Raw genomic sequence first — 14,713 nt, forward strand, 5'->3', positions numbered from 1 at the left:
CGAACGACGCTCAACGCGAGCGCGACGACCGGTTCTTGATCCCTACCTCAACCGCAGGCGCCTTCCCGCGCAGCGGGTTCGTTCTCCGGCCCAAACAAGACGCTGGAATCTGTGCGCAAGCTGTCCGCTCCTGGAGCGCAGCGGCTTTTCGCACGAGCGGCTTTCGAATGTTCGTTTCCACACTTTGCGATCTTCACTTGCAAGCGTCGCTTGCTGGAACTGCGTTGGTCAGTCGAAGGCCAATGGTATTTTTAATGGGAGGCTAATATACATAGACGCCCGAAGGAGCAGCGCCTGCCAGATACCTGAGGAATGCCATGCGGAGGTTCATCTTCACGGCAATGTGTATCGCTGCGGCAACGGCCGCTAGCGCCCACGATTGGTACGAAGACAAGATTGATCCGCAGATGAAATTCAAGTGTTGCGGCGGGTCTGATTGCCGCGCCATACCTCGCTCTTCGGTGCGGTTAAGGGTCGACGGTGGTTACATTTACTTGCCGCATAATTTTATCATCCCACGGGACCGTGTACAGGAATCCCCGGACGACCAATACCATATCTGCGAGAATGCCTACGCCGTAACCAATCAGCTGTACTTGCGTTGTTTTTTCGCACCTCGTGCCAAGATCTCTCTACTTCTCCCACGTTGAGTTACATGCTGCGCGTGTAAGCTGCTCCTTTGGCACAAGGTGGGCCGATCGGGGGGACGTCGTTTATTAGCCACGATACGAGGTCGAGTTGGCGTTTGTCGCCGACGAACGACAGTCCATGTCACGGCTGTTGGCGAACGTGTCGAAGATAGGTTCTGAGGCGCCGATTATGGCTCTCAGTCGAGCTTCAGCGCCGCAACCTCGCCCTCGTTCATCAGCGGCACATAGAGGACCGACTTGCCGTCGGTGCCGATATCGGCGCTGCCCGGCTTGAAATGCGCCACCGCTTCCGGCGCGCCGCCGGCATGATAGCGATAGAGCGTGCCGGTCATGTAGGCGGTGGCGTAGATGGTATCGCCGATGGCAATGACGCCGTCGAGGTCGGCGAATTTCTGCGCGCCCGGCAAGGGCGAAACCGCCTTTGTGGCGATATCGACCGACAGCAGACCGCCCGGCTCCGCCGTGCTGAAATCGGACTTGATGCCCTTGCCCCAGGACGCCACGATCAGCCGGTCGCCTTCGGCGAAGATGCCGTTGGGCGAAGCGAGCATTTCGTCCTTGACGAACAGCTCTGGCCGGTCGCCGTCGATGCGGTAGATCGTGTCGGCCAGCATGTCGGTGACATAGACCATGCCTGATCGGTCCGATGTCACGTCGTTCAGGAAGACGGTGTTCGGCACCGCAACGCTGGCGACGAGTTTGCCGCTGGCGAGATCGACGACGCGAACCTTGGTGATGTCGGCGACATAGAGCTTGCCGCCCGATATTGTCATGCCCTTGGGTGCGTCCATGCCGTCGGTCCAGTGTTGGGTGACCGTCTTGCCGTCCAAGGACAGCACGCTGAGATAACCGTTGCCGTCGGCCTCGCCGGGATTGCCGACGATGTTGGAGACAATGATGCGGTTGTTGTCGGCGTCGAACAGGGCCGATTCCGGCTGCTCGAGGCCCGTGGCGCGCCAGAGTTCGCTGGCCTCGGCGGCGGGCGCCGCCGCGATGCCGATCGTGACGAGAAACGCTGAAATGGTGAAGCTGTTCATGGCTGTCTCCTGTGATGACGGCGGAGAGCTATGATTTTCGATACTTTTGCGAAAGGCCGATTAGTACTAGTATCGAAAGTCGATACGAAACCGCCGGCAAGAGGTGCATTCCATGAACGGCCTGATCTTCGACGCGCTGAAGCGGACGCTCAAGGCGAAGGGCGTCACCTACCGCGAACTTGCCGAACGCATGGGCGTTTCCGAACCGACGGTGAAGCGCATCTTCCACGAGCGCAACTGCAAGCTCGACCGGCTGATGGAGATCTGCGCTGCCGCCGGGGTCGAGCTCGAAAACGTGCTTGGCTCGATGAACAGGGGTCCGGGGCCGGTCAACCACATCGCGCCGGAGATCGAGCGCAAGCTCGCCGGCCGGCCGGCACTGCTGTTCATCTTCGTCATGCTGTCGGAAAAATTCACGCCCGAGGGCATCATGCGCTCGCAAGGCCTGAGCGAGGCCTCGATGTTCCTTTATCTGCGCGATCTGGAGGAGCTCGGCCTGATCGCGCTCGGCCGGGGTCTGTCGGCGAGATTGCTGGTCGAGACGCCGATTCAGTGGAATTTCGAGGGGCCACTGCGGCCGCTGTTCGAGATGACCAACAAGAACTTCATCGGCTGGGCCATCACCCATATCGAGAACGAAGCGACCTTCGTCAGCTTTAGCAGGCGGATGCGGCCGGAGACGGCGGAGATGGTGCGGCGCGAGGCGCAGGACCTCGCCGATCGCGCCAAACTGCTGGCCCATCACGACCAGCACACCACACCAGAAGACGGGCTGGTCGGCTACAAATGGACGTTTGCCTTTGGTGCAACGCCATTTCCGGCGATCATGCCGATCCGGCCGCATCCGCGAGATGCCGGCGCGTTCGATCGGCCCGCCGCTCCCGCAAAGGGACGCCGCCCGCTACCGGCCTGATACGGCCAATCATCCCGAGCAGGATAGGGCACGCTGGGATAGAACAGATCCGGCACCAACACGGTATAGCCCTCTGCAGCCAGTCATTCCGCCATTGCGCCCAGCGCCGGCCGCGGGCTGAACGCATCCATGTAGAGAATGACACCGGGCGCTGCGGTTTTTGGTGACCTGAACAGGGAAGCCTCCGCCTGTCCTGCTTCGGTTTTCACCATGATCTTTTGTCCGGACATTTTTGCTCTTTGCAGCCGCGGTTCAGAAATGAAATCACATTCATGATAGAGTTCGCGCACTGATTTGCCAGGCTGTAGAGGTCGGGTTTGCCGAATGCGTGCCCCGTGAAATCGAAGTGATCCTATGCCGACCGCGCCAACACTTGAACTTCGCCGCTATTCGCGCCTGAAAAATTTGCGAGCGCGCGCAGAACGCCAGGGTGCTGCATTGCAGTTCTGGGCCCGTACGGCATCGCTCGCTGTGATCTCCTGCTTCCTTTCATTGATCAGCCACTGGGATGCTTCGCTGCTCTTCGTGCTGGCGGGCCTCGTGCTGTTCCAGCTCGTCGGCCTGATCCAGTTTCTCTTTGCGCGCCGTCGCACGGCGCGATGGTGGATCGGTTACCTCGTCGGTACGCTGGACATCATTCTGTTGACCGTTCTGCTGGTAACGCCCAACCCGTTTTCCCTGGAGGTCGCGCCGGCCGCGATGCAACTGCGCGAGGGCAGCTTCAAATTCCTGCTGATTTTCGTATGCCTCGGCGCGCTGACCCTTTCGACACGATTGGCGCTCTATCTCGGCGCGCTCGCGGCCTTGACATGGGCGATCGGGGTGGGATGGGTGATTTCTCATCCGGGAACCGTCATTCCGGCGACGAACCTCTATTCCCTGCCGATGACAGAGCGACTGAACCTTTATCTCAACCCCAATTTCGTCGATACATTTGCGCAGGCGACCAACGTCTTGGTTGTGCTGATTATCGGCGCGATCATGGCGCTGGTCGTCTATCGTTCCCGACATCTGTCGGAAGACTATGTCAAGGCAGAGCGCGCCCGCGCCAATCTCGCCCGGCACTTTTCGCCCAATGTCGTCGACCAGCTCGCCACCGATGACGAGCCCTTCGGCCCGGTCCGCCGGCAGGATATCGCGGTGCTGTTCGCCGACATCGTCGGCTTCACACACTATTCCGAGGATCATCCGGCCGAAGCAGTGTTCGAACTTCTGCGTCAGTTCCACCGTCGCATGGAACAGGTCGTTTTCGACCACCGTGGCACCGTCGACAACTATATCGGCGATTGCATCATGGCGACATTCGGGGTTCCGCAAGCCAGCCATGACGACGCGACTCGGGCCATCCAGTGTGCTGAAGCGATGGTCGCCGCTCTCGAAGACTGGAATGTACAGCGGGTGTCCAGGGGATACCCGCCGCTGGACGTTCGGATCGGTGCACAATATGGCGCAGTGGTCATCGGCGCGGTCGGCAGTGAGCGCAATCTGTCCTTCGCGGTGGTGGGCGACACCGTCAACGTCGCCAGCCGTTTGCAGTCGCTCTGCCGTGAGCTTCAGGCGAATATTTGCTTTGGGTCACGACTAATTGAGGCCGCGAAGGCGGAATCGCCCACGACACAGTTGAATGCGCGCGATCATGGACCGGTGAGCATCCGCGGCCGGGACGAACCGGTCCATGTCTGGGTCGAACACGGAGCCGAAAACCAGGATGCTATTGCGGTTTCGGCGTGATAAGGCCGCCATGTGAAACGCCTGCACCTCGGCTGGATAGCGGTAGGCCGCGCCATAGGGGCCATCACGTGTCTGAGGCGATTGCGCCAGCCTTTGCGGCTGCGGCGTCTGTGCTTGCCTTGTCGTCCCAGACCATCTGCCGGTAGTCGAAACCATATTCCAGCGTCGGTTTGACGATGCGGAAATAGGGCGACAGGTCGAAATCGCGCGGCGTGTAGAGCGAGTGGTGGCGGATGTGCAGGATTTCCTTGCGCGAATAATTCGACTGCGCCGAAGCGCGGCCGGGCGCACGGGTGATCTCGGGAAGGATCGGATAGCGGATCTGGCCATAGGCCTCGGCGATCAGCGTCGAGCAGATCGCCCGTGTCGGGTCGCCGGAGCCGAAGGCCAGCATGCGGCGCCGCCAGCGCACCGGCACCGGCGGCGTCGGGAAGAAAAACCGCAGCATGTCGAAAATGTTCTTGAGGTCGTATTTCAGGCCGAGTTTGCTGACCATGAAGGCGACGACCTTGTCACGGTCCTCCGGGGCCAGCCCGCTCGCCCGGCAGATGCGGGTGTTGTAGGTGCGATAGCGCGACAACGGCACGGCGATGCAGCCTTCGCCGATCGTCACCTCGATCAGCCGTCGCCGCTCCGTTCCGTCGTCCGGTTCGGCCAGCGCGTCGCCCACATAGAAGGCCGCATGCGACCAGGTCGACTGGGTCAGGTACTTGATCGCCGCCGAGATCTTCTGGTTGCCCTCAATCAGCAGGATGTCGCCGGGCTCAAGCGTGCGGCGCAGCGTCTCGGCATCGGACGGCGTATAGGGCTCGTAGCCGGAAGATTCTTCCTGCAGCCGGCCGGCAAGCCAGCGGCCAAGTCGATCCAGAAGCGTGTCGCCGGGCTCGGTCATGTCCTATGGCGATTAGCATAGGCGGGCGGCTGGGCGCCAGCCGCACGTCGGTCAGCCAGCCGCGGCACCTGCGTCTTCCGGCGGAGGAGCCAGATCGTCGCGCGCCTTGCGGGCTAGCTTTTTCGCCGAGCGTTTGGGGCTGTCGCCGAACAGTTCGGCCGCCTCGGCCAGACAGCTCTTTTTCAGCTGCTTCTCCGACCGCTTCAAAAGCTTGCCCAGGAGCTTCGTGTCCTCGGGCGGTCCGAGCGGGCGGTCATCGGCCTCGAGCAAAGCGCGCATCACCAGCACGTCGTGCAGGTCGCCCAGCCGCTCGCCCAGTTCGTCGACGGCCTTGCGCCGGGCCTTGATCGGCGTCGGCCACAGCCTGCCGAGCAGCGACAGATGCATGCCGTGGGTCTTGGCCGCCTTGCGCAGATCGTGGAAATCATTGGCTTCGCCGCGCGATCCTGCTTTGTCGAGTGCCTTCCTAGCACGGCGCAAGGTGATGCGGGCGCCTTCGGCTAGCACGTCGGCGGCCTGTTCCGGCTGATCGGGCAAGGCAAGGCTTTCGATCCGCTTGAGGCCGTCCTCGCAAGCGGCCGCTGCGGCACCGATCGCCGCTTCGAGCCCGCTGCCCTCATGCATTTCATGCTGGTGGGCGATCAGCCTGTCGCGCACCGCGCCCAACCGATCGTCGGCGCTCTCTTTGGGAAAGCTTGCCGCCAGCCGGTCGATGGTCTCGATCAACGCCGTCGCTTCGCGCGGGCCGGCAAGCAGAGCCGCCACGTTGCGGTAGCACTGGTTTTCGGTCTCGCAGAATGTTTCGTCACCGGAACGAACGAGACGCAGCAGGGCACGCGCGTTCTTCAGCCGCTTGCGGCATTTGTGCAGCGCCTGCTCCGGCCGGCTACGCGCGGCATCAAGATGATGCAGCGCCTTGCCGATTTCCTCGGCAAGGATACGCCTGACCTCGCCGGTCAGCGGCAGGCGCGGATCGATGCGAAAGCTCATGCGGCGATCTCCGGTATCCCCCCGAGGGCGAGCGACGCGTTGTAGAATTTCTGCTCACCGGTGACTTCACGGCCGAGCCAGTCAGGCAGCATTTCGTCCGGCACGTCCTCCGGCGTCTCGAGTTCGGCGACCACAAGTCCCGCAAGCGACCCGCCAAAAACATCGACTTCATAGAGATAGCCGCGATGCCTAACATGGTGACGTGTCTTCTCGATGACACGTCCGATGGCGAAATCCAGCATCTCCACCGCCTCCGACAGCGGGATCGAATATTCGAATTCGTCGCGCTCGCGCGCCTTGCTGCCGAATTTCAGCGTCAGCTTGGCGGAAGTGCCATCGCTGATGCGCACGCGCACCGTGCGCCCGGGGCCGGCGGCGAGATAGAACTGCTGGATGCGGATATCCGCCTCGGCCAGTTCTAGCCATGCGGTGCTGGAGACCAGGAATTTGCGTTCGATTTCCTTGCCCATGGCCGCGCACTAAAGCGGTTGCCGCCGTCCATGGCAAGACAATGGCGTACACAAGTTGGCGCTCACGGGTTGACTTTAATCAATCGATTGATTAAATACCGCTCATGGCAAAGTCGCCCGACCCCCAAAGCCCTCGTCGCGAGCCGACCGAGATGACGCGTGCGGCTCTTGTGCGGGCGGCGCTGAAACTATTCGGCCGAAAGGGTTTTGACGGCACCTCGACGCGCGAGATTGCCGCGGAGGCGCACGCCAATATCGGTTCGATCGCCTATCATTTCGGCGGCAAGGAGGGTCTTCGCACCGCCGCCGCCGACTTTATCGTCGAAACCGTCCAGACGGTTGCCGGCCAGGCGCTCGGCAATATGCAGGCAACCGCGCGGGGCAGTCCCGAGGCGGCGCAGGCCCAACTCTTCGCGGCGCTGGAGCGGATGGTCGGCTTTGTCGTGGCAAGTCCGCAGGCCGGCGAGATCGTGCAGTTCCTGCTGCGCGAGCTTTCGCATCCGACGGCGGCCCTCGACCGCATCTATGACGGCGTCTTCGAGCCGACGCATCGCCGGATGTGCCAGCTCTGGGAACAGGCGACAGGCGAGCCGGCCGAAAGCGAGGCCACAAGGCTCACCGTGTTCACGCTGATCGGCCAGGTCATCTATTTCCGCATCGGCCGCGAGGCGGTGATGCGCCGCATGGGCTGGCACGACATCGGCGCCGCCGAGGCCGCCAAGGTGGTGGCGGCCACATCGGGCAATCTCAAGGCCATACTGGCTGCCAGGAAGAGGCAAGGATGAAGGGGCAAAGACCATGAGCTTTCTGTGTTCGCTGCCGCTCGCCGCGCAGCTCTTCTCGGCCTGTGCCCCGGCTGCCCCGCTGGCCGTCGGCTATGTCGAGGGCGACTATGTGCTGCTGGCGCCGATCGAGGTGGCGCAGGTCGAGACCGTCACCGTGAAACGCGGCGACCGTGTGGCGCCCGGCGCGACCGTGGTGACGCTGGAAAGTGCCGATATGAAGATCGCGGTGGCGCAGGCCGAGGCCGGGCTTGCCCAGGCGCAGGCGCAGTTGGCCGACCTGCAGATCGGCAAACGGCCGGAAGAGATCGCGGTGCTGAAGGCCGAGCTCGACATGGCCAGTGCCCAGGCCGCCGATGCCAAGCGCAAATTCGACCGCGCCGCCGATCTGTTCAAGCGCGGCGCCGGCACGCAGGCCGATTTCGACACTGCGTCGGCGACGCTGGAGACGGCCAATGCGCAGGTCGGCCAGGCCAGTGCCAATCTCGCCGTCGGCGGCCTGCCGGCGCGGCCCGAAACAATCAAGGCCGCCGACAATCAGGTCAAGCAGGCGCAGGCGACCTTGGAGCAGGCGCAGTGGCGGCTGTCGAAGCGCGTGCTGGCAGCGCCCTCGCCAGGCCGCGTCAACGATGTCATCCGCAATCCGGGCGACACATCAGGTCCGACCGCGCCTGTCATTTCGATCCTGCCCGACGGCGCGGTGAAGCTTAGCGTCTACATTCCGGAGAGCGCCTTCTCCTCGGTCAAGGTCGGCACCTTGCTCGGCGTCCATTGCGACGGCTGCGGCCCGGATGTGAAGGCGCGGGTCAGCTACGTCTCGCCCGATCCCGAATTCACCCCGCCGGTGATCTACTCCTTGGAGAACCGGCAGAAGCTGGTCTACCTCGTCGAGGCACGGCCCGAGGGCGATGCCGGCCCGCTGCAGCCGGGCCAGATCGTCGATGTCGATCTGGCGGACAGCGCAAAATGAACGTCATCGACGTCCATGGCCTGGTCAAGCGTTTTGGCGACAAGACCGTCGTCGACCATGTGACGATGACGGTCGCCGAAGGCGAGATCGTCGGTTTTCTCGGGCCCAACGGTTCGGGCAAGACCACCACCATCCGCATCATGTGCGGCCTACTGACGCCCGACGAAGGCGAAGGCACGGTGCTTGGCTTCAACATCCGCACCGACAGCCTGCGCATCAAACGCGAAGTCGGCTACATGACGCAGAAATTCTCGTTCTACGAGGACCTGACGATCGGCGAGAATCTCGAATTCGTGGCACGGCTCTATAGGCTGAAGCCGGTCGAAGAGCATGTCGCCGGGACGCTTGAAGACCTCGGCCTCACCACGCGCCGCAACCAGCTCGCAGGCACCTTGTCGGGCGGCTGGAAGCAGCGTCTGGCGCTCGCCGCCTGCATCATGCACAAGCCGAAATTGCTGCTGCTCGACGAGCCGACGGCCGGCGTCGATCCGAAGGCGCGGCGCGAATTCTGGGACGAGATCCATCGCCTCGCCAGCGGCGGGCTGACCGTGCTGGTCTCTACCCACTACATGGACGAGGCCGAGCGCTGCCACCGCATCAGCTATATCTCCTATGGCAAGATGCTGGCCACCGGCACCGTCGCCGAGGTGGTGAAGAACGCTGGGCTGACCACGTACGTTCTGCAGGGTCCGCGGCTCGACCAGGTGGCCGAAGCGCTTCAGGGCCGGCCCGGCGTTGACCAGGTGGCGCCGTTCGGCGCGACGCTGCATGTCGTCGGCTCCGACAAGAAGAAGCTGGAAGCAGCGCTCGCCGATGTCGAAAAGCAGCACAAGGGCGTGAAAGTTTCGCCCGGCGAAACCAGCCTGGAAGATGTCTTCATCCAGTTCATGTCCGGCTCGAAGGACAACATGGCATGAACAACGTCTTGTCCTTCGCCCGGCTTGGTGCGCTGCTGATCAAGGAATTCATCCAGATGCGGCGCGACCGCATCACCTTTGCCATGATGCTCGGCGTGCCGCTGATGCAGCTGGTGCTGTTCGGCTACGCCATCAACAACGACCCCAAAAGCTTGCCGGCAGCACTCGTGGCGACGAGCAGCGACCCCTACACGCGGGCCATGGTTTCGGCGCTGCAGACCACCGGCTATTATCGCTTCGACCATGTCGCGCGAAGTGCCGAAGAGGCCGAGTTCCTGATGGCGCGCGGCGATGTCGCCTTCGTCGTTACCATCCCCGCCGATTTCGCCCGGCGTGTCGAACGCGGCGACAGCCCGCAGATCCTGATCGAGGCCGACGCCACCGACCCGGCCGTCGCCAGCGGTGCCATCTCGACGCTCGGCACCGTGGCCAGCCAGGCTCTGCTTCGGGCGCGCGGCATGCAGGAGGCCGCCGCCGAGGCGGCGCTTGGCCAGCTCGAAGTGGTGGTGCACCGGCGCTACAATCCCGAAGGCATCTCGCAATACAACATCGTGCCCGGCCTGCTCGGCGTCATCCTGCAGATGACCATGGTGATGATGACCTCGATCGCACTGACGCGAGAGACCGAGCGTGGCACGATGGAGAACCTTTTGGCGATGCCGTCGAGCCCGCTCGAGATCATGCTGGGCAAGGTGCTGCCCTATCTGGCGGTCGGCGCCGTGCAGGTGGTCGTGGTGCTGGCGGCGGCGAAGCTTCTGTTCGCCATCCCCTTCACCGGCTCGATGTCACTGCTCTTGACCGCCGTGCTGATCTTCGTGCTGGCGCTGGTGCTGCTCGGCTATACGATCTCGACCATCGCCCGCACGCAGATGCAGGCGCTGCAGCTCACCTTCTTCTTCTTCCTGCCGTCGATCATGCTGTCCGGCTTCATGTTCCCTTATCGCGGCATGCCGGGCTGGGCGCAAATCTTCGGCGAGATCCTGCCGCTGACACATTTCCTGCGCATCATCCGCGCGGTTATGCTGAAAGGTGCCGAACTGCCGGCGGTGGCAACGGAGATCGGCTGGCTGGTGGTGTTCGTGGCGTTGTTTGCCGGCATCGCACTGGTGCGGTTCAGGCGGACGCTGGATTAGACATCGAGCGCCTCTGCGGTGCAGAAGTCTTGAATGCCGGCGGGTCAGCACCCCCCTCTGCCCTGCCGGGCATCTCCCCCGCAAGGAGGGAGATTGGCAGCTTCGGCGTTCCGGCCATCTCTGCAACGCTGGTAATTGGCGAAAGCATTGGTGGCATCGATCTCCCCCCTTGCGGGGGAGATGGCCGGCAGGCCAGAGGGGGGTGTGAAGGATCGCTACAGCGGTCATTCAGCGCCGCCTGTCGCCCTGCCTACGCCGCCGCCATGATCCCGGCATACGTTCCGAAATCGACATTGCCGCCGGACAGCACCACGGCAACGCATTTGCCGGATAGCGCGATCTCGCCCGATGACAGTGCCGCCAGCGCCACGCAGCCGCCGGGCTCGACCACCAGCTTGAGATAGGCCATGGCATCGCGCATCGCCTGCGCGGTCGCCTTGTCGGAGACGGCGATGCCGCCGGCAAGGTTCCTGCGGTTGATCTCGAAGGTGATCAGGCCGGGTTCGGCGGTCAGGATCGCGTCGCAGATCGAGGCATGGCCGGGCTCGTTCGAAACCCTGGCGCCCGCGGCCAGCGAGCGTCGGGTGTCGTCGAAATACTCGGGTTCCACCGCCCACACCGCGGTGGCGGGCGAGGCGTCCTTGACGGCGACGGAAATGCCGCTCGACAGGCCGCCACCGCCGCAGGGTACGACAACCGCGTCGAGGCTGACGCCAAGCGCTTTTGCCTGGCGCATCAATTCGAGGCCGATCGTGCCCTGGCCGGCAATGATGGCCGGGTCGTCGAAGGGCGGTACCAGCACCATACCCTTTTCGAGATAAGGGCGGATCACAGTCATGCGGTCGTCGCGAAAGCGATCGAACGGCACCACTTCCGCCCCCATCTTGCGGACATTGGCGATCTTCATCGCCGGCGCGTCGGCCGGCATGGCGATGACCGCCTTGACGCCGAACATCGCCGCCGATGCCGCGACGCCTTGCGCATGGTTGCCCGACGAGAAGGCAACGACGCCCCCGCTGCGTTCCTCTTCGCTGAGCGACGACAGCTTGTTATAGGCGCCGCGGAATTTGAACGAGCCGGTGCGCTGCAGCGTCTCCGGCTTGAACAGTATGCGGGCGCCGAAGCGCTTGTTCAGCTCCTGCGATTCGATCAAGGGGGTTTCGACGATCAGGCCGGAGAGACGCGTGGCGGCGGCGTGGATATCGGCAATGCCGGGAGGGGTGGTCATGGCGGGTCCTGCAAAGATGTGGTCCGGCCATGGTGCACGGAAAGGCGGTCAGCGCACCAATGAAAAAATGTGACCGTTACAAAGTTTGGCGGGGCGGCTGCCAACGCCACGGCTGCACGCCCCCCTGTCCTGCCGGACATCTCGCTCCGCTGCGGTCGAATGCTCAGCCGGGGGCCAGCTGCCTACGGCAGCTCCCCGGTTCGAGCCCTTTGAAAGGTCCACCGGACCTTTCAATTCGCCTGCGGCGAACCGGGCTCTCATCCCAACAGCGTCCTCTGCCTCTTGCTCCCACCCAGCTTGCGCCAGTTGTTGAACCGGTGGCTGGCGGCGGCGAATGAAATCTTCATCTGCTGGGCGACTGAATAACGCGACTTGCCTTCGTCGAACATGCGGTAGCAGCACTCGACGCCTTCCTCGGTCAGTTTCCCGTCCGGGGCTTTGTTGTGCGGGTTGGCGGGATCGAATTTCTCGACCTGCTGTTCGACCAGGCCTTTCAGGCGCTGCAGGTCGGCCTCGATGCTGGCGATGAGATCGAGAACGGGCTTGGGATCATAGGGGTGCGGAGGCTTTGTCGCCGTCATCTGCGGGCTCCTTGTTCCTGGCTTGGCTCAGTCATATAGGTGAACATTCACTGATAGTGAAGGCCTTGCTTCGCGCGCGGGCTTCAACAATTCTTGACCGCGACCCAAGCGCGCGATTGACCGAAGGCGCGCCAAACCCTAGTTTAGAACTATTCTAAACTAGGGTGAATTCCTCATGCTTTCCCGCGTCTTCGGCTTCGGCCGCCGTTCCTTCGAATCGCTCTCCGAAAAAGAAATCCTGGCGCTGGCCATTTCGTCCGAGGAAGACGACGGTCGTATCTACCGGGCCTACGCCGACGGACTGGCCGACACCTTTCCGCAATCGGCAAAAGTGTTCGAGGAGATGGCCGAGGAGGAGGATGGCCATCGCGATGCGCTGATCGAGCTCTTCCGCGATCGTTTCGGAGAGCGCATTCCGCTGATCCGGCGCGAACATGTGAAGGGTTATTACGAGCGCAAGCCCGACTGGCTGGTGAGACCCCTTGGCATCGAGCATGTGCGCAGCCAGGCCGAGGCGATGGAGCGGCAGGCCTATCTGTTCTACGTCGAGGCAGCCAAGCGCACTACGGATGCCTCGACCCGGAAACTGCTCGACGATCTGGCGTTGGCGGAACAGGGTCATGAGACGCTGGCGCAGCGCCTGGAGCAAAAGCACGTGCCGGGCGAAGTGAAGGACGAAGAGGCGGCCGCCGAGCAGCGCCAGTTCATCCTCACCTATGTGCAGCCGGGGCTTGCCGGGTTGATGGACGGCTCGGTGTCGACGCTGGCGCCGATCTTCGCCGCCGCTTTCGCCACGCATGACACCTGGCAGACCTTTCTGGTCGGGCTTGCCGCCTCGATCGGCGCCGGCATTTCGATGGGCTTCACCGAAGTGGCTTCCGACGACGGCAAACTGTCAGGCCGTGGTTCGCCGATAAAACGCGGCATCACCACCGGCGTCATGACGTCGGCGGGTGGCCTTGGCCACGCATTGCCCTATCTCATCCCGCATTTCTGGACGGCGACAGGTGTCGCGGCAGTCGTGGTGTTCTTCGAACTGTGGGCGATTGCCTTCGTCCAGAACCGCTACATGCAGACGCCCTTCCTGCGTGCCGCCTTCCAGGTGGTGCTGGGCGGCGCCCTGGTGTTCGCGGCGGGTGTGTTGATCGGGAATGCGTGACCAGCTTCACTCACCCATTCACTGCCCGACTATCCTGCGGCGCCTCGTCCCTCTCGGTCAGCCCATAATCGCGCACCACATGCGCAATGCGCAGACGGTAGCCGGCAAAGATACCGCCGCGGCCGGCTTTCTGCGCCTGCCGGTGTTCCTCGGTGTTGCGCCAGGCCTTCACCGCCTCTTCATCGCGCCAGAACGACAAGGACAGGATGCGGTTCGGGTCGACCAGGCTCTGGAAGCGCTCGATGGAGAGAAAGCCGTCTATGCCGTCGAGCAGCGGCCGCAAGTCGGCGGCGATGCTCAGATAGGCGTCGCGCCTGCCCGCCGCCGGCTCGACCTCGAAGATGACGGCGATCACGGCAGCACCAGTTTCGCGTGCGGGCCGGAGACGTGCTTCAGGAACATGCGGTCCTCCTTCAGGATGAATCTCTCGCGCTTGGCGAACTCGTAGTTTGCCTTGCCGGCGGGATCGGCGGCAAGCCGGGCCCGGTAGGCTTCGTACGCCGCCAGGTTCTCGATGTTGTAGGCGGCGTAGGCGGTCGTCGCCGAGCCCTCATGCGGTGCGTAATAACCGATCAAATCGGCGCCGCAGCGCGGAATGGCCTGGCCCCAGTTGCGCGCATACTCCTCGAAGGCCGCCTTGCCGAACGGGTCGATCTCGTAGCGGATGAAGCAGGTGATGGTCATTGTGGTCTCCTTGGGTTTCTGCGTCGATAGTTCGAGCGGCGTCGAAACATTGTGTTGCCCGGCCTGCTAGGTCTGCCAGAAGGATTTCGCGCATTCGCGGCGCACGTCTTGCGGTGTCAGGCCAAGGTCGCGCAGCAGATGATCGTCGATCTCGGCAAGGTCGAGACGCTGCAAATGGCGGTCATACCAGCGGGCCAGCAGCCGCGTGCGCAGCCAGGTGACGAACGGGAACGATTGACGGCCGGGAAGCGGTGCTGGGGGGGAAGCGGTTCGTGCGGTCATTGTCGTCTCCTTGATCTGATCGGAGAATAGTGGTTATCTGACATGAATGCTTCGATGGGGAACGAACTATGCGCGAAGGACCCGACATCGCCCGCATCGCCAGCCTGGTCGGTGACCCGGCGCGGGCGAACATGCTCAACGCACTGATGGGCGGCACGGCTTTGACGGCAAGCGAACTGGCGCTTGAGGCCGGCGTCTCGCTGCCGACCGCCAGCTCGCATCTGGGCAAACTGATGGAAGGCGGGCTGCTGACCGTGGCGAGCCCGGGCCGGCATCGCTATTACGGCCTCGCCG

At 63.2% G+C, this 14,713-nt stretch carries 18 protein-coding genes; 8 read left to right on the top strand and 10 right to left on the bottom strand.

Translation table 11 applies throughout. From position 1 onward, the window contains the following. Positions 1-826 precede the first annotated feature (826 nt). Entirely contained in the window at positions 827-1,687 is an 861-nt protein-coding gene (locus NKJ06_RS30385) for an SMP-30/gluconolactonase/LRE family protein (protein ID WP_352635494.1), read from the bottom strand. Between the two features lie 112 nt (positions 1,688-1,799). On the opposite strand from NKJ06_RS30385, the gene NKJ06_RS30390 reads away from it, so the two are divergent. After that, a complete protein-coding gene (locus NKJ06_RS30390; protein WP_352635495.1) occupies positions 1,800-2,600 on the top strand; it encodes a helix-turn-helix domain-containing protein in 801 nt (266 codons plus the stop codon). 83 nt (positions 2,601-2,683) lie between these two features. Here the strand turns inward: NKJ06_RS30390 and NKJ06_RS30395 are convergent, their stop codons facing one another. Further along, positions 2,684-2,890 carry a hypothetical protein gene (locus NKJ06_RS30395; RefSeq protein ID WP_352635496.1) on the bottom strand — a complete coding sequence of 69 codons (207 nt, stop codon included), beginning with the start codon at positions 2,888-2,890 and terminating at the stop codon, positions 2,684-2,686. Between the two features lie 235 nt (positions 2,891-3,125). On the opposite strand from NKJ06_RS30395, the gene NKJ06_RS30400 reads away from it, so the two are divergent. Beyond that, the gene (locus NKJ06_RS30400) at positions 3,126-4,331 is read left to right on the top strand and encodes an adenylate/guanylate cyclase domain-containing protein (protein ID WP_352635498.1); all 1,206 of its coding nucleotides are present in this window, start codon (positions 3,126-3,128) and stop codon (positions 4,329-4,331) included. 64 nt (positions 4,332-4,395) lie between these two features. On the opposite strand, the gene NKJ06_RS30405 is transcribed toward NKJ06_RS30400, so the two are convergent. The 3 genes from NKJ06_RS30405 to NKJ06_RS30415 are packed head-to-tail and all read right to left on the bottom strand — an operon-like array spanning position 4,396 to position 6,683. Next, positions 4,396-5,223: a YiiX/YebB-like N1pC/P60 family cysteine hydrolase gene (locus NKJ06_RS30405; protein WP_352635500.1), complete on the bottom strand. Its 828-nt coding sequence runs from the start codon at positions 5,221-5,223 to the stop codon at positions 4,396-4,398. A 51-nt stretch (positions 5,224-5,274) separates the two neighbouring features. Then, positions 5,275-6,213: a CHAD domain-containing protein gene (locus NKJ06_RS30410; RefSeq protein ID WP_352635502.1), complete on the bottom strand. Its 939-nt coding sequence runs from the start codon at positions 6,211-6,213 to the stop codon at positions 5,275-5,277. Further along, entirely contained in the window at positions 6,210-6,683 is a 474-nt protein-coding gene (locus NKJ06_RS30415) for a CYTH domain-containing protein (protein ID WP_352635504.1), read from the bottom strand. Before NKJ06_RS30415 ends, NKJ06_RS30410 begins: the two co-directional genes overlap by 4 nt. Before the next feature lie 104 nt (positions 6,684-6,787). Between NKJ06_RS30415 and NKJ06_RS30420 the strand changes: the two genes are divergently transcribed. Genes NKJ06_RS30420 through NKJ06_RS30435 form a run of 4 tightly spaced genes read left to right on the top strand, consistent with a single transcriptional unit; the run spans position 6,788 to position 10,485 of the window. Continuing rightward, positions 6,788-7,468 carry a CerR family C-terminal domain-containing protein gene (locus NKJ06_RS30420; protein ID WP_352635506.1) on the top strand — a complete coding sequence of 227 codons (681 nt, stop codon included), beginning with the start codon at positions 6,788-6,790 and terminating at the stop codon, positions 7,466-7,468. 13 nt (positions 7,469-7,481) lie between these two features. After that, entirely contained in the window at positions 7,482-8,435 is a 954-nt protein-coding gene (locus NKJ06_RS30425) for an HlyD family secretion protein (protein WP_352635508.1), read from the top strand. Next, positions 8,432-9,352, top strand: coding sequence for an ABC transporter ATP-binding protein (locus NKJ06_RS30430; RefSeq protein WP_352635510.1), 921 nt, complete (start codon positions 8,432-8,434; stop codon positions 9,350-9,352). Before NKJ06_RS30425 ends, NKJ06_RS30430 begins: the two co-directional genes overlap by 4 nt. Then, entirely contained in the window at positions 9,349-10,485 is a 1,137-nt protein-coding gene (locus NKJ06_RS30435) for an ABC transporter permease (protein WP_352635512.1), read from the top strand. The genes NKJ06_RS30430 and NKJ06_RS30435 overlap by 4 nt, the downstream gene beginning before the upstream one ends. Positions 10,486-10,735: 250 nt before the next feature. Here the strand turns inward: NKJ06_RS30435 and NKJ06_RS30440 are convergent, their stop codons facing one another. Both NKJ06_RS30440 and NKJ06_RS30445 read right to left on the bottom strand, forming a co-directional pair. Then, positions 10,736-11,713, bottom strand: coding sequence for a threonine/serine dehydratase family protein (locus NKJ06_RS30440; protein WP_352635513.1), 978 nt, complete (start codon positions 11,711-11,713; stop codon positions 10,736-10,738). A gap of 257 nt (positions 11,714-11,970) precedes the next feature. Further along, a complete protein-coding gene (locus tag NKJ06_RS30445) occupies positions 11,971-12,294 on the bottom strand; it encodes a hypothetical protein (protein WP_352635515.1) in 324 nt (107 codons plus the stop codon). Between the two features lie 175 nt (positions 12,295-12,469). On the opposite strand from NKJ06_RS30445, the gene mbfA reads away from it, so the two are divergent. Continuing rightward, entirely contained in the window at positions 12,470-13,453 is a 984-nt protein-coding gene (mbfA, locus tag NKJ06_RS30450; RefSeq protein WP_352635517.1) for an iron exporter MbfA, read from the top strand. Between the two features lie 10 nt (positions 13,454-13,463). On the opposite strand, the gene NKJ06_RS30455 is transcribed toward mbfA, so the two are convergent. The 3 genes from NKJ06_RS30455 to NKJ06_RS30465 form a co-directional block, all read right to left on the bottom strand. Continuing rightward, positions 13,464-13,808 (bottom strand): antibiotic biosynthesis monooxygenase family protein, encoded by a 345-nt coding sequence (locus NKJ06_RS30455; protein WP_352635519.1) that lies wholly within the window; start codon positions 13,806-13,808, stop codon positions 13,464-13,466. Continuing rightward, positions 13,805-14,137, bottom strand: a complete 333-nt coding sequence (locus NKJ06_RS30460; RefSeq protein WP_019862263.1) for an NIPSNAP family protein — start codon at positions 14,135-14,137, stop codon at positions 13,805-13,807. The genes NKJ06_RS30455 and NKJ06_RS30460 overlap by 4 nt, the downstream gene beginning before the upstream one ends. 66 nt (positions 14,138-14,203) lie before the next feature. After that, positions 14,204-14,419: a DUF1127 domain-containing protein gene (locus tag NKJ06_RS30465; protein WP_352635521.1), complete on the bottom strand. Its 216-nt coding sequence runs from the start codon at positions 14,417-14,419 to the stop codon at positions 14,204-14,206. Between the two features lie 68 nt (positions 14,420-14,487). Here NKJ06_RS30465 and NKJ06_RS30470 point away from each other — a divergent pair. Continuing rightward, a partial coding sequence (locus NKJ06_RS30470) for an ArsR/SmtB family transcription factor (protein ID WP_352811757.1) occupies positions 14,488-14,713 on the top strand: 226 nt, incomplete at its 3' end.

It is taken from the genome of Mesorhizobium sp. M0293, assembly GCF_040321735.1.
Taxonomy (GTDB): Bacteria; Pseudomonadota; Alphaproteobacteria; order Rhizobiales; family Rhizobiaceae; genus Mesorhizobium.

What these genes read in the sequence shown, in the direction of transcription:
- NKJ06_RS30420 (WP_352635506.1), top strand. Translation starts at nt 6,788, where the DNA reads ATGGCAAAGTCGCCCGACCCCCAAAGCCCTCGTCGCGAGCCGACCGAG.
- NKJ06_RS30425 (WP_352635508.1), top strand. Translation starts at nt 7,482, where the DNA reads ATGAGCTTTCTGTGTTCGCTGCCGCTCGCCGCGCAGCTCTTCTCGGCC.
- NKJ06_RS30460 (WP_019862263.1), bottom strand. Translation starts at nt 14,137, where the DNA reads ATGACCATCACCTGCTTCATCCGCTACGAGATCGACCCGTTCGGCAAG.
- NKJ06_RS30390 (WP_352635495.1), top strand. Translation starts at nt 1,800, where the DNA reads ATGAACGGCCTGATCTTCGACGCGCTGAAGCGGACGCTCAAGGCGAAG.
- NKJ06_RS30465 (WP_352635521.1), bottom strand. Translation starts at nt 14,419, where the DNA reads ATGACCGCACGAACCGCTTCCCCCCCAGCACCGCTTCCCGGCCGTCAA.
- NKJ06_RS30445 (WP_352635515.1), bottom strand. Translation starts at nt 12,294, where the DNA reads ATGACGGCGACAAAGCCTCCGCACCCCTATGATCCCAAGCCCGTTCTC.
- NKJ06_RS30385 (WP_352635494.1), bottom strand. Translation starts at nt 1,687, where the DNA reads ATGAACAGCTTCACCATTTCAGCGTTTCTCGTCACGATCGGCATCGCG.
- mbfA (WP_352635517.1), top strand. Translation starts at nt 12,470, where the DNA reads ATGCTTTCCCGCGTCTTCGGCTTCGGCCGCCGTTCCTTCGAATCGCTC.
- NKJ06_RS30405 (WP_352635500.1), bottom strand. Translation starts at nt 5,223, where the DNA reads ATGACCGAGCCCGGCGACACGCTTCTGGATCGACTTGGCCGCTGGCTT.
- NKJ06_RS30440 (WP_352635513.1), bottom strand. Translation starts at nt 11,713, where the DNA reads ATGACCACCCCTCCCGGCATTGCCGATATCCACGCCGCCGCCACGCGT.
- NKJ06_RS30435 (WP_352635512.1), top strand. Translation starts at nt 9,349, where the DNA reads ATGAACAACGTCTTGTCCTTCGCCCGGCTTGGTGCGCTGCTGATCAAG.
- NKJ06_RS30415 (WP_352635504.1), bottom strand. Translation starts at nt 6,683, where the DNA reads ATGGGCAAGGAAATCGAACGCAAATTCCTGGTCTCCAGCACCGCATGG.
- NKJ06_RS30430 (WP_352635510.1), top strand. Translation starts at nt 8,432, where the DNA reads ATGAACGTCATCGACGTCCATGGCCTGGTCAAGCGTTTTGGCGACAAG.
- NKJ06_RS30410 (WP_352635502.1), bottom strand. Translation starts at nt 6,213, where the DNA reads ATGAGCTTTCGCATCGATCCGCGCCTGCCGCTGACCGGCGAGGTCAGG.